This is a genomic window from Collinsella sp. 1033st1_E11_1033SCRN_220408 (assembly GCF_039062465.1).
GTDB lineage: Bacteria > Actinomycetota > Coriobacteriia > Coriobacteriales > Atopobiaceae > Parolsenella.
On the sequence record NZ_JBCLNF010000002.1, the window covers coordinates 42,319 to 55,134 of the forward strand.

The 12,816-nt window shown below is 65.7% G+C and carries 9 protein-coding genes and 1 tRNA gene; 9 read left to right on the top strand and 1 reads right to left on the bottom strand.

Features of this window, described 5'->3' with window-relative positions; all coding sequences use genetic code 11:
- The first annotated feature begins 108 nt into the window (after positions 1 to 108).
- Entirely contained in the window at positions 109 to 1,716 is a 1,608-nt protein-coding gene (locus tag ABCN07_RS02090; RefSeq protein ID WP_343005198.1) for a hypothetical protein, read from the top strand.
- Positions 1,717 to 1,838: 122 nt separating this feature from the next.
- Here ABCN07_RS02090 and ABCN07_RS02095 read toward each other — a convergent pair whose 3' ends face one another.
- The gene (locus ABCN07_RS02095; RefSeq protein ID WP_343005199.1) at positions 1,839 to 5,024 is read right to left on the bottom strand and encodes a hypothetical protein; all 3,186 of its coding nucleotides are present in this window, start codon (positions 5,022 to 5,024) and stop codon (positions 1,839 to 1,841) included.
- Positions 5,025 to 5,177: 153 nt separating this feature from the next.
- On the opposite strand from ABCN07_RS02095, the gene ABCN07_RS02100 reads away from it, so the two are divergent.
- The 8 genes from ABCN07_RS02100 (at position 5,178) to ABCN07_RS02135 (ending at position 12,763) form a co-directional block, all read left to right on the top strand.
- On the top strand, positions 5,178 to 6,038 hold the full coding sequence (locus ABCN07_RS02100) for an HAD family hydrolase (protein ID WP_343005200.1): 861 nt from the start codon (positions 5,178 to 5,180) through the stop codon (positions 6,036 to 6,038).
- 114 nt (positions 6,039 to 6,152) lie between these two features.
- Positions 6,153 to 6,224 (top strand) — tRNA-Gln (locus tag ABCN07_RS02105).
- Positions 6,225 to 6,393: 169 nt separating this feature from the next.
- Positions 6,394 to 7,803 carry a bifunctional UDP-N-acetylglucosamine diphosphorylase/glucosamine-1-phosphate N-acetyltransferase GlmU gene (glmU, locus tag ABCN07_RS02110; RefSeq protein ID WP_343005201.1) on the top strand — a complete coding sequence of 470 codons (1,410 nt, stop codon included), beginning with the start codon at positions 6,394 to 6,396 and terminating at the stop codon, positions 7,801 to 7,803.
- A 141-nt stretch (positions 7,804 to 7,944) separates the two neighbouring features.
- Entirely contained in the window at positions 7,945 to 8,937 is a 993-nt protein-coding gene (locus ABCN07_RS02115) for a ribose-phosphate pyrophosphokinase (RefSeq protein WP_320680592.1), read from the top strand.
- Between the two features lie 69 nt (positions 8,938 to 9,006).
- Positions 9,007 to 9,633, top strand: coding sequence for an aminoacyl-tRNA hydrolase (gene pth / locus ABCN07_RS02120; protein ID WP_343005202.1), 627 nt, complete (start codon positions 9,007 to 9,009; stop codon positions 9,631 to 9,633).
- A 321-nt stretch (positions 9,634 to 9,954) separates the two neighbouring features.
- Positions 9,955 to 10,794, top strand: coding sequence for a sulfide/dihydroorotate dehydrogenase-like FAD/NAD-binding protein (locus ABCN07_RS02125; protein WP_293814475.1), 840 nt, complete (start codon positions 9,955 to 9,957; stop codon positions 10,792 to 10,794).
- On the top strand, positions 10,782 to 12,191 hold the full coding sequence (gene gltA / locus ABCN07_RS02130; protein ID WP_343005203.1) for an NADPH-dependent glutamate synthase: 1,410 nt from the start codon (positions 10,782 to 10,784) through the stop codon (positions 12,189 to 12,191). The genes ABCN07_RS02125 and gltA overlap by 13 nt, the downstream gene beginning before the upstream one ends.
- 248 nt (positions 12,192 to 12,439) lie before the next feature.
- Positions 12,440 to 12,763, top strand: coding sequence for an SHOCT domain-containing protein (locus ABCN07_RS02135; RefSeq protein WP_343005204.1), 324 nt, complete (start codon positions 12,440 to 12,442; stop codon positions 12,761 to 12,763).
- Positions 12,764 to 12,816 lie beyond the last annotated feature (53 nt).

A 12,816-nucleotide genomic window follows, 5' to 3' on the forward strand; every position in this document is an offset into this window, starting at 1 on the left:
CAAGGCGAGGCTATCCAAGGCATCTCGAATGCGCAGGAGCTTTTCAGCTGACTCCACCCGCGGGGAACGCGCGGCCTCTGATAGACTCGCGGCAGCAAAGGAGGACCCATGCCCAAGCTCAAGAAGCTCCCCGAAAACGCCTACGAGACCCTCTGCGCAGAACTCGCCCGCGCCACCACGACACCCTTCGGCGCGTGGTGCGCGCTCGGCGGCCGCGAGGCGGTCGGCTATGCCACGCACATGAACTTCTCGCAGGCGGCCGAGGGCTGCGAGCGCATCGGGGTCGCCATCTTCGACGAGCTTGCCTCCTACCTGCGCACACGCGCGAATGAGGCCGGCGTACGATGGCTCCTCACCACAGGCGACGCGGATATCGAGGCCAAGGCGCTGCGCGATCCGCACGCGATCGGCCTGCTCTGCCTCGACCACGGCAGGGACCACGCGGCGACGCAGCTCGCCGGAGACGTGGGCGACCTCCTGACCCAGTACGCCATCCTCGAGACCGAGGGGCATCTCCTTTCCCGCATGGGAGCGTCCTCCTCCATCGCAAGCTTCTCCCCCATCGAGAAGAACCGCTCGTTTGCCAGCACGGGCGCGAAGATCGGCCAGCTCATGGGCTATGTGGGCTATAGCGAGAAGGACGCCGAGCTACCGCTGGCCAACCCCAGCGGCTCGATTCCGTCCTCGCCGAAGGAGGAAGGCCCCTCATCGCCGCGATACGTCCAGTACCGTGCGAGGCGGGTACTCTTTCAGGCGGTGGAGACGCGTCTAGACATCGTCCACGCCTCCGCCACGCTCAAGGATCGCACGGCAACGCCCGTCGCCTGGCGCTGGGGCTTCGCTCAGGGCAACCGCACAGACGCCCGCGAGCGCCTAGGGCTGGTTGGCCACGAGCATGCCAAGTGGATCGCCTCCGGCCACGTCCTGGCATCTTGGTTTTCCGAGACGTGCGGGCGGGGCTGCACTCCCTCCGACCTCGCGAGCGAGGCCCAGCGAATCGTCGACGCCGTGGCAAGCCAATGCGAGCGCGACGGCTCGGCACAAGCCGCCCGCGAGCTGGCCTTCTTTGCCGATGCGCTCGGTCGCCGATGGGCAATCGCGCACGGCGGCGCGAAAGACGTGCCCGCACCCACGAACGCCGTGGTCAACGAGCTTCTGACTCCGCTCTTCGCGAGCCTGCTCTGTTGCGTGGCGCTTCGCTCGGGTATTGCCTCCTCAGGCTTCGACGCCGTCGTGGTGGAGGCGGGCCTAGGCACGCTGCCCGCGCCAGGAACCCCAGGTGGCAGTCCCCTCGAACCGAAGGCCCCCGCGAGGAAGGCAGAGTACGTCACCCTTCGCGTTTCGAGGATTCCCGTTACGGAGCGGGGCAGCGGGCGCGCGGCGTCGGTCGAAAGCCACGCGTTCGAGCTTGGCACCGTCGTGCGCATCGGGCGCGCGCCGAGCTACGCCGACACGCAGGCCCTTCTCGGTGGGACGACGGCGGGCGATACGCCCGCGGCGGTCGCCGACCTCGCGCTGCCAGACCCCGCGGTCTCGCGCCTCGCGCTGGTGCTGCGCACGGAGGACGCGCTTGAGCTCGAGGTCCTCAACCAGAACACCTACCTGCGCGGAAGCCAGCAGGAAAAGGGAGCCGCGCTCCAGCTCGAGCCGGGCGACGCCGTCACCGTGATCGGAAGCGAGGTCGACTTCGTGATCGAAGTCGCACAGCTGGGCTAGGGCATGCTGGGCTAGAGACAAGCTGGATTAGGAGCATGGCGTAGGAGCCTCGCGCCGTCTCGGACGCGCGGCTAAGCAGGGCTTGCCACGCCCGCCCGAGTTTGCTCGCGTAACAGGGCTTGTTACGCCCGCCCGAGTTTGCTCGCGTAGAACTCATCAGCCGCGGCATCCGCAGAGAGGCGCTCCTCGAGCCCGTCTTCTCCGCCATACGACACGAACGCGACTTCCACGGCAGGTTTTTCCCCGTTCCAAAGAGAGCGTTGCTTGCGGAACCTGATCATCCCCGCGGGCTCCGTGTCTGTGCCGCCGAAATAGAACGACAGGGTCTCGAACGGGCCAGACTCGAAATCCATGCGCTCGTACGTCGCGCGCGCCGCATCGAGCGCGTCCGCGGCAAGGGAAGCGGACGCGTCTGAGCCACGCGAGTCATCAAGCTGCAGGTACATGAGCAAACCACTGGCATCGTAGGGGTCCGTGCCAACCGTCGTGGCGGGGTTTACCGCCTTTGCGGCGGCCCGGGCCTCAGAAACGGGGCCCTCGGTCGCGCGGGCGGAGCCAGGCCACGAGAGATCCGCCTTGCCGCTGTAGACGACGATGGCGCTCGGTCCGTCCGTCTCGAAAACGGACGCAATGAGGCGAGGCAGCCAGGCGCCGGCCTCGTCTATCTCGGCATTTGTGACACATGTCTGGTCCAGGACGACCTTCCCATTCGAGCTCGCGTCGACCCAGCCGCGCATGAGCGGGATGCCCGCCACCTCGGCGTACACCCACACGCCCAGCGAGTCCGCCGCGGCACGAGACGCCTGCGCGACCGCGCCGCCATCAGAGCCGCCCGAGATGCACAGGGACACACGGCCGTCCTGTTCCACAACCTCGACTTTCTCGGAGGTAAGCGAGCGCTTCTCCATCCCCCATGAGAGCGCGATCGAACGTCCCTGCACGAGCGCCTCCGCCGCGAGCGCGTCGAATCCCTCCGGGGCGAGCTTCACGGCGATGCCCTCGCCGTCTCCCACCGTTCCGAGGGCGTACGGAACTCCCATGGCCTCGCAGCGTTCGACGAGCATCGTGCGAGCGTCGAGGGCCTCTCCCTCGGTAAGGCCATCCGCGGTACTTGCCTCAACCACCCATGCGTCCCCGGGCTCTACGCCCGTCTCCGCCACCCGGTTCTGGCTCGACGCATCTGGCTCGTCCCAGTTGACGTTGGGGACAGCCTCGCAACTGAATGAGGCCGGGTACTCTTCGGTAGCGAGCGCCGCCGCGAGCATCTTTGCCTCGGGTTCCATGGGCGCGAGCATCGAAGAGACGGCGTAGGAGCCGCTGGCCAGGCGCACCGTCGAGGTAGTGGACCACGAGCTGCTCTCGAGGTCGAACGCGAAGACGGCATGGTCGAACCAGTCCCCACACGCCTCCTCAAGCCTGCGCTCGCCCTCGTCCGTAAGCGTCAGACGCACGTAAGCGGCGAAATCATCCTTGAGGTAGTTGGCGGATTCGAGGCCGTCGACGCGTCCCGTGCAAGCCTCGGCGGAGGCAATCTCGCTTCGATAGACGCGCACGCGCGGGGCGGTGCCGTCAAAGACCGCGTCCTCGTTCGAGTCATCCACGAGGTAGAGCGCGAGCGGGTTTGCGAGAAGGCTCTTCGCATCGCCCTCAAGCCACGCGGCGAGCTTCTCCGCCGTGACGTCGTCGTCAGCGATGGCGCCCTCGAGCTCGGCCGCATCCGCAAGGGGGCTCGCCAGGGAAACGGAGATGCCGTCAGAGGAGTCGAGCAGCGCCGCGGACGCTCCCTCCACGCTCGAAAGACGCGCCTGGACGAGGTCCGCGGTGTCTTTGAGCTGGGAGATCGCGAGAAACTCAGAGCGAGGATAAAGCACGAGCGTCTGCGCGCTCGAGCTGGCAGGCGCACCCGCAACGGGCAACCACGCCGGAACGCTCGCATAGACGGTCACGGCGAGCGCCACCGCAACGGTCACGAGCATCGCCACCTTGAGCGGGAGCGGCACCGCGGGCGTGCGGCGCGTCTTCCCCAGAACCCCACGGAGGCGCGAGGGACGCCCAGCGCCCGGATGCTCCGCCGACGGTGCATCCGGCTCCCCGGCGCGCGAACGCCCAGCGGGGACAGCGCGCGGCCGGGCGCCTCGCCCGTCCTCTCGCTGCTCGGCTGCGTCTGTGGTCTCCTCCTCAACGAGGGGCGTTGGGGCCACGGTTACCGCCCCAGGGTCGACCCGCCCGGCGGGCGCCGCACCCGATGCGCGCCTAGCCTCGATCGCCTCCTCCTCGGAAATGCCGAGCCTCTCCGCGAGGCGCACAAGGTCAAAGCGGCCGCCGAGCTTGCCCACGCCCGGTTCCGTGCAACGCGCGATCAGGGTGTCGAGCTCGCGGTCCTCCTCGGTCGTCACGAACTCAGAGGGGAGATGGATGGCCGAGCGCATCTTGAGATCGCACAGCGCCTGTCTGCCCTCTCGGCCCAGACCAAGCCTGGCGATGGCATCTTCCACCTGCCGGCGCAGGGCCCATTCGCCCGTGCGCAGGTAGTACAGGAGGCAACCAACCGAATACGTATCGGTATAGCTGCTGTTTCTGAGCGGACGACTACCCTCCGGGCGCTGGTCGAACATCTCCGGGGCGCCCACGAAGGGCGTCGTCGAGCGCTCGAGGGGATTCGTCGCCGTGACGTCCGGATCATCGGACTCGACGCCCTGGCCAAAGTCGATAAGGACGGCTCGCGAAATCGAACCCGAGTCATCAAGAACAAAGCGGACATTGCCCGCGCTCACGTCGCGGTGTGAAACCGTCGAGAGATAGCGTGCGTCGGAGCGCGACTCCACCGAGCAGCAAAGGAGCGCCAACACAAGGTGACGGGCCACGCCGAGTGCGTCGGCGCTCGCCACGCTACCCCTCTCATCCGAGATAAGCGCGCGGAGGCCAAAGAGGTCAGCCCCCTCGACGTACTCCATCGCGATGGCGGGCGTAGCCGCGGAATGATGCCCGCCGTCAACGGCACACGACAGCGCGGCGGCCGCAGTGGCAGGCCCATCGCCCTCGCAGACACCAAGCGCATAGACAAGCGGAGCATGTCCCGCAGCGCCCCCAAGCTCGGCAAGCAGACGATACTCGTCGCGCGCCCGCTGTTCACAGACGGCATTGCTGCGCAAGACCTTAACGAGGAGCTTCTTGCCCGAGGCGTCGGTGAGATGGGCCGTGGCGCTAGAGCCGAAGGCGACAACGTCGCCCAGACACAGTGAGTCCGCGACGGCAAGCGGGTTGCACGCCACGCGCTCGTTAACTTCGGTTGCGACGAATCGCGACAAGCCCCGGCCCTCCTCCGCAGCCCATTACCGCATGTAAGGTACCACACGCACGCACGGGCGGGGCCTAGCCGAACAGCCACCAACCTCTCTCGCCGTCAACTCCTCCAAGCGGTTATCATGTGCGCGACGGCACGCGCGAAACGGGGGCAACGCATGACACTCACAGAACAAGAGCTGGCCGAGAAGGCCAAGGACATCAGGCTGTTCGCCTTCGACCTTGACGGCACCCTGATGAGAGACGACAAGAGCGTCTCGGAACGCACGCAGAACGCGATTCGCAAGCTTCTCGCCCGCGGCATCGAGGCCGTCCCCGCCACGGGTCGCGCCTGGCAGGGCCTTCCCATGCCCGAGATCGGCATGGATGGCTTCCACTACCTCGTAGCCGCCTGCGGAGCCATCATCCGAGACCTGCGCACGGGCGAGTTCTTCTGTCGCAAGACCATCGACGCGGGGACCGCGGCCGACCTCCTTCGCACCTTCATGAAGCCGGGCATCTCCGCCTATGTCTGCATCGACGACGAGCCCGGCACGCGTTATGGCTGCGCCGTGAACCGCGAGGAGTTCGATCGCGTCGCCGCCACGTTTACCCCGCGTAACGGCTATGACGGCGCGGCGGATATCGCCGATAGGGTCGAACGGCTGGGCAAAGGCGTGCTCAAAGTTGGCATCAACTTCATCGACCCGTGGCGCGAGGAGGACTTCCTCTCGCTCCCCGCGAACTCCGGCCTCACGGTAAACCCCGCCGCAGTGAACAACATCGAGTGGGACGCCTTCGGCGTGAGCAAGGCGCGCGGTCTCGAGGAGCTCGCCCATCACCTGGGCTTTGGCCTCGAGCAGGTGTGCACCATTGGCGACTCCGGCAACGATGTCGAGATGCTCGAGGCGGCGGGCCTGGGCATCGCCATGGGAAACGCCTCGGACGTCGCCCGCAACGCAGCGGACTTCACGCTCGACCTCACGAACGAGCAGGACGGCCTCGCCGACTTCGTGGAACGCTTCCTCCTCGGCAAGTAACCGGAGGCGGCTGCACGCCCCGGGCAAGTAGCCCACGGGGCAATCGCAGCCGCAGACGGCTCTTCGCACTCAACGTCGCCGCAAGCTGCTACACTTAACCGGCCAGCGTGTCGCTGGGGTATCGTCCAGTGGTTAGGACCCGGGATTTTGATTCCCGTTACCTAGGTTCGAATCCTAGTACCCCAGCGATGCGCTGGTTTTTTGTTTCTATGCGGCACGGCGCCGCGAACGCGGCAGAAGGCGCGGTGCCTTCCTCATCCGCTCACGCAGCCCTTTCCGGACTCTCCACATCCGTGCGCTATCATGACGAGGTTCGCATCCCAAGGCGGATCCCGCCCCAACGGAAGGCAACTCCATGGCAAACGCCACCGCAATCATCCTCGCCGCCGGCGAGGGCACGCGCATGAAGTCCAGTCACGCCAAGGTCTCCCACAAGATTCTCGGCAAGCCGATGATCCGCTGGGTGGCGGACGCCGCCATCGCAGGCGGCTGCGACCGCGTGGTCGTCGTTGTCGGCAGCCACGCTGATGAGGTCCGCGCCATCGTCGACGCCGCCTACGCCGGCTCCGCCGCTACGGTCGAGTGCGTCGAGCAGGCCGAGCGCAAGGGCACGGGCCACGCCGTCAAGGTCGCCCTCGAGGCCACCGGCATCAACGAGGGCCCCGTCGTGGTCCTCAACGGCGACCTTCCGCTGGTCACCGCCGAGACCATTCGCGCCTTCGCCGAGTCCGTCTCCGCCGGCAACGCCGCGGCGACTGCCTTCACCATCACCCCGCCCGACCCGTTCGGCTATGGCCGCATCGTCCTCGCAGAGGACGGCACCATCGAGCGCAACATCGAGCAGAAGGACTGCACGCCCGAGCAGGCGGCGACGCTCCTCGAGTGCAATGCTGGCTGCTACGCCTTCGACGGCACCCAGCTCGCCGCTCACATCGGCGAGATCGGATGCGACAACGCCCAGGGCGAGTACTACCTGCCCGACATGCTCGAGATCCTCAAGTCCCACGGCCAGGCCGTTCGCGCCTTCCACTGCGACGACTACCGCGAGGGCCTCGGCGTGAACTCCCGCGCCCAGCTCGCCCAGCTCACCGCCATCGCGCGCGACCGCATCAACGAGCACTGGATGGCCGAGGGCGTTACCTTCATCGACCCCGTCCAGGCTTGGATCGGCCCGGACGCCACCATCGGCCGCGACACCGTCGTCTGGCCCCAGACCCATCTCGTCGGCGAGTGCCACATCGGCACGGATTGCCAGCTCGGCCCCAACAGCCGCCTCACCAACACGAGCGCCGGCAACGGCTGCGTCATCGACGAGACTGTCGCCATCGACGCCAAGCTCGAGAACGCCGTCGATTGCGGCCCGCGCGCCTACCTGCGTCCCGGCACCCACATGCTCAACGGCTCCAAGGCCGGCACGCACGTCGAGATCAAGAAGTCCACGATCGGCGAGGGCTCCAAGGTCCCGCACCTCTCCTACATCGGCGACACCACGATGGGCAGCGGCGTCAACATGGGAGCCGGCTCCATTACCTGCAACTATGATGGCGTCCACAAGCACAAGACGGTCATCGGCAACGACGTCTTCGTCGGCTCGGACACCATGATCGTGGCCCCGGGCGAGATTGGCGACGGCGCCCTCGTCGCTGCCGGATCCGTCATCACCAAGCCCGTCTCCGCAGACGCGCTCGCCATCGGCCGTGCCCGCCAGACCGAGATCGCAGGCTGGGCCTCGAAGCACTTCGAAGCCCTTCGCGCACAGAAATAAGGCAATCGACCGCCGCGGCAAGCACCCGCGGCGGTTTGTATGAAGTACCATAGAGGGGCATGCGACGTTTCGACGCCGTAGCCGGATTCCCCCGCCGGCAGTTTTTGGCCACGTACTCTCTTACGAAAGGGCGGCACTCAGATGTACGAAGACCTCGACCAGCTTGTTACCATCAAGAAGCGCCTGAGGATCTACAGCGGATCGAGCAACCCCAAGCTCGCTGCAGATATCGCGAAGATTTTGGGCGTCGAGGTTGATGGCCTCGTGCTCGAGCAGTTCGCCAACGGCGAGATCTACGCTCGCTTTGACGAGACCGTCCGCGGTTGCGACGTGTTCTTCATCCAGTCCATCGTTGGCAAGAACGTCAACGACCTCATGATGGAGACCCTCATCGTCGCCGACGCCGCGCACCGCGCCTCCGCCCGCTCCGTCACCGCGGTCATCCCCCACTACGCCTACGCCCGTCAGGATCGCAAGGCCGGCCCGCGCGAGCCGATCACCGCTCGCCTCGTCGCTAACCTGCTCGAGTGCGCCGGCGTTGACCGCGTCATCACGCTTGACCTGCACCAGGGCCAGATCGAGGGCTTCTTCGACGTCCCCGTCAACCACCTCACCGCGCTCCCGCTCTTCGGCCAGTACTTCATGAAGAAGAACTTCGACTGGGAGAACACCGTCGTCGTCTCCCCCGATGTGGGCCGCGCCAAGGCCTGCAAGAAGCTGTCCGATCAGCTCGGCTGCGACCTCGCGATCGCCCACAAGGGCCGTCCGCACCACAACCAGGCCGAGGTCATGGGCATCATTGGTGACATCAAGGACAAGACCTGCATCATCAACGATGACATGATCGACACCGCGGGCACGCTCTGCGCCGCCATCCGCGAGCTCAAGACCATGGGCGCCGGCGACATCTACGTGTGCGCCACCCACGGCATCTTCTCCGGCCCGGCCATCGAGCGCCTGAATGACGCCCCCATCGTCGAGTGCGTCGTGACCGACTCCGTGCCCCAGCCCGAGGAGAACCTCCAGGGCAAGGTCTCCACGATCAGCGTCGCCAACGAGATTGCCGAGTGCATCTACCACGTCTTCACCGAGACGAGCGTCTCCGGCATGGTCGGCGGCCGTTTCGCGCTCTAAGGCACCCCTAAGCAAGCAACAGGGCCGCGTGCTCACCTGGGCGCGCGGCCTTTCTCATGAAGGAGCATCATGCCCGCAAAGCCGCAAGCACAACCCGGAACCATCCGCCTGGTCGCAGGTCTCGGCAATCCCGGCGACGAATACGCGAACACCCGCCACAACGCAGGCTTCCGCGCCATCGACGTGCTGGGTGAGCGCCTAGGAGCCGGCTACTGGAAGAGCCAGTGCGGAGCCGAGGCAGCCGTCGTGCGCGTTCGCGGCGAGGAGGGCCCGCGCGAGGTGGTGCTCGCAAAGCCGCAGAGCTACATGAACACGAGCGGCGGCCCCATCTCCAAGCTCTGCGCCGAGTATCACATCTCCCCCGACGAGGTCCTCGTCATCCATGACGAGCTCGACCTCGACCCCGGGGTGGTCCGCGTGAAGTTCGGCGGTGGCCACGCCGGCCACAACGGCCTCAAGTCCATCATCAATAAGCTCGGCACCAAGGACTTCTCCCGCATCCGCGTGGGCATCGGCATGCCCCCGGGACGTATGCCCGTCGTGGACTGGGTGCTCAAGGAGTACCGCACCGGCGAGATGGAAGACGTCCGTCTCGCTGCCGTTGACGCGGCGGACGCCGTCGAGACGTGCCTCGAGCGAGGCGTCATCTTCGCCCGCGACCACATCAACGGGGCCGGCAAGCCGGGCAGCAGGTAGCGCACGGCCGCTGAGCCGTGAACGGTAGGTATTCGCCCGCGAGCGGCATGACGCTGCTCGCAGGCTTTTTTCTCCACCGGCGCAACGCCCGGGCGCCGTCGCAGGTCAGCGCGCCGCCAGCCAAAAAGTTGACCTCTGACACATGGTCATTTAGCCAAATACCCGCAGGTCACAGGCATTATTGTCAAGACAATTCCGATATCCGAACGCACGCAGCGCGATAGAATTACGTCGTGTGTGCAAACACGCGCCAACGCACGTCGACTCGGGGCAAAAGGTCGGCGCTCAGGCGCACGAAGCAAGACAGGAGAGGAGATCTGCATGTACAAGATCCTCAAAAAGACGCAGTTCTCGGAGAAGGTGTTCGAGTTTCGCGTAGAGGCACCGCAGATGGCGAAGAAGGCTCACGCCGGCCAGTTCCTCATGGTCCGCGCGAACGAGCAGGGAGAGCGCGTCCCGTTCACCCTCGCTGGCTGGAACGCCGAGGAGGGTTGGGTCGAGTTCATCTTCATGGTGATCGGCAAGACCACCGAGATGCTTTCCGCCTACAACGAGGGTGACGAGCTTCAGGACGTCACCGGCCCCCTGGGCAACCCCACCGAGATCGAGGGCGATCGCGTCGTCGTGCTCGGCGGCGGCGTCGGCCTGGCCATCGCCTACCCCGTTGCCCGCACCTTCTGCGAGGAGGGCAAGAAGGTCTCCGTCATCATGGGCGCGCGCACCAAGGACCTGCTCATCCTGACCGACCAGTTCAAGGCGCTCCCGCTCGAGGGTCTCTACATCACCACGGACGACGGCTCTGAGGGCGAGAAGGGCGTTGTCACCGCTCCGCTCGAGCGCCTCTGCCAGGAGGGTGCCGTCGACGGCGCCTTCTGCGTTGGCCCCGTCCCGATGATGAAGTTCTCCGCCCTTACGGCCCAGAAGTACAACCTCCCGATCATCGCCAGCCTGAACCCGATCATGGTCGACGGCACCGGCATGTGCGGCTGCTGCCGCGTCGAGGTTGGCGGCAAGACCCGCTTCGCCTGCGTCGACGGCCCGGATTTCGACGCCACCCAGGTCGACTGGGATGACCTTCGCGCCCGTCAGGGTTCGTACCGCGCCGAAGAGGGCGAGTCCCTCGAGGCTTACAAGGAGGAGAGCTGCGCATGCCACAGGTAAACGGTAAGTACAAGCCCAACATGAAGGCTCCCCGCACCCCTTACGTCGAGGAGCTTCCTGAGGAGCGTGCGCAGGACTTCCGCCCGGTCGACCGTGGCTACTCCATGGCCGACGCCGTGGCCGAGGCTAACCGCTGCCTCGACTGCAAGAACCCCAAGTGCGTCCAGGGCTGCCCGGTCAACATCAACATCCCCGGCTTCATCGAGAAGATCCGCGAGGGAGACTTCGGTGGCGGCCTCGACATCATTCGCGAGGCGAGCCTGCTTCCCTCCGTCTGCGGCCGCGTCTGCCCGCAGGAGAACCAGTGCGAGGGCAACTGCGTCCTCAACAACAAGGACCGCGCCATCGCCATCGGCCAGCTCGAGCGCTTCCTCGGCGACAACGCCACCGAGCTCGCCCACGACCCCGAGATCAAGCCGTCCAACGGCAAGAAGGTCGCCGTCGTGGGCTCCGGCCCCTCCGGCATCGCCTGCGCCGGCGAGCTCGCCCGCAACGGCTATGAGGTCACGGTCTTCGAGGCCTTCTTCACCGGCGGCGGCGTCCTGACCTACGGCATCCCCGAGTTCCGTCTCCCCAAGGCGATCGTCAAGCGCGAGATCGACGGCCTGGAGAAGCTCGGCGTCAAGTTCGAGTACAACAGCGTCGTGGGCCGCATCACCGACGCCAAGGAGCTCTTCGAGGAGCAGGGCTTTGACGCCATGTACCTCGCCGTGGGCGCCGGCCTGCCCAAGTTCCTGAACGTCCCGGGCGAGAACCTCCCCGGTGTCTTCTGCGCCAACGAGTACCTCACCCGCGTGAACCTCATGAAGGCCGAGAAGTTCCCGGTGTACGACACCCCGACCAAGCACGGCAAGAACGTCGTCGTGTTCGGCGGCGGCAACGTCGCCATGGACGCCGCGCGCACCGCGCTCCGTCTCGGCGCCGACACCGTCACCCTCGCCTATCGCCGCACCGAGGAAGAGATGCCCGCCCGTAAGGCCGAGCTCCACCACGCCAAGCAGGAGGGTGTCAAGATCCTCCCACTCGTCTCGCCGCTGGAGTTCGAGGCTGACGAGAACGGCTTCGTGAGCAAGGTCAAGCTCGAGAGGATGGAGCTTGGCGAGCCCGACGAGAGCGGCCGTCGTCGTCCGCACCCGGTCGAGGGCTCCGAGTTCGAGATTCCGTGCGACGTCGCCGTCACGGCCATCGGCACGAACGCCAACCCCTTCCCGAAGCTCGCCGCCGAGGAAGTCGCCCTCAACAAGTGGGGCTACATCGAGGCAGACGAGAACGGTCGCACGTCTGACCCGCGCATCTGGGCCGGCGGTGACATCGTCACCGGCGCTGCCACGGTCATCCTGGCCATGGGTGCCGGCAAGAAGGCCGCGCACTCCATGATGGAGGTCCTGGAGGGCTAAGCACCTCTCACGGCATCACTAGTACGCCAGCGACCCCGAAGCCCTGTGGCTCCGGGGTCGCTTTTTTGTATGCGAGCGCACCCGAGACACGAAATTGAAACCGCTGACAACCAAAAGAGAGCCCAGAAGCAAGCTTCCCCCGATAAGAAGACCCTCATTTCTGCATGACAGCCTCGCCCGCCTCAAATCCAACAGAGATTATTCATTGAGATGTAGGGCTCTTCCTACCATCTAATTGGTAGGAAGAGTTGACCTATAGGTCAACCGGCGTCGAAGAGAATGGCGAGGATATGGGCTGGTTTTTAGCACTTTTGTTATTGGCGGTCTACGCGGTCTGCGGAGGCATTTCTGGAAAAATCGCAGAAAACAGAGGACTGAATTACACGCCCTACTTTGCACTCGGCCTCCTTCTCGGGCCTCTTGGCATCCTTATCACCGCGGTTCTCGCAAATTCCTCTCTCCCAAAGGAGGCCGACCCTGACAGCATCCTTAAGTACAAGCAATTGTTTGACCAGGGTGTCATCACGGCAGACGAGTTTGAGCAGAAGAAGAAGGAGTTGCTCGGCAATTAGTGCAATAAGCACTTCGCTGCAACAGATCGGCCCCGGAATCCAATAGGGTTCCG

Bases quoted from the DNA above. Each gene is read 5' to 3' on its own strand.
- ABCN07_RS02090 (WP_343005198.1), top strand. From the start codon at position 109: ATGCCCAAGCTCAAGAAGCTCCCCGAAAACGCCTACGAGACCCTCTGC.
- ABCN07_RS02125 (WP_293814475.1), top strand. From the start codon at position 9,955: ATGTACAAGATCCTCAAAAAGACGCAGTTCTCGGAGAAGGTGTTCGAG.
- gltA (WP_343005203.1), top strand. From the start codon at position 10,782: ATGCCACAGGTAAACGGTAAGTACAAGCCCAACATGAAGGCTCCCCGC.
- pth (WP_343005202.1), top strand. From the start codon at position 9,007: ATGCCCGCAAAGCCGCAAGCACAACCCGGAACCATCCGCCTGGTCGCA.
- ABCN07_RS02100 (WP_343005200.1), top strand. From the start codon at position 5,178: ATGACACTCACAGAACAAGAGCTGGCCGAGAAGGCCAAGGACATCAGG.
- ABCN07_RS02115 (WP_320680592.1), top strand. From the start codon at position 7,945: ATGTACGAAGACCTCGACCAGCTTGTTACCATCAAGAAGCGCCTGAGG.
- glmU (WP_343005201.1), top strand. From the start codon at position 6,394: ATGGCAAACGCCACCGCAATCATCCTCGCCGCCGGCGAGGGCACGCGC.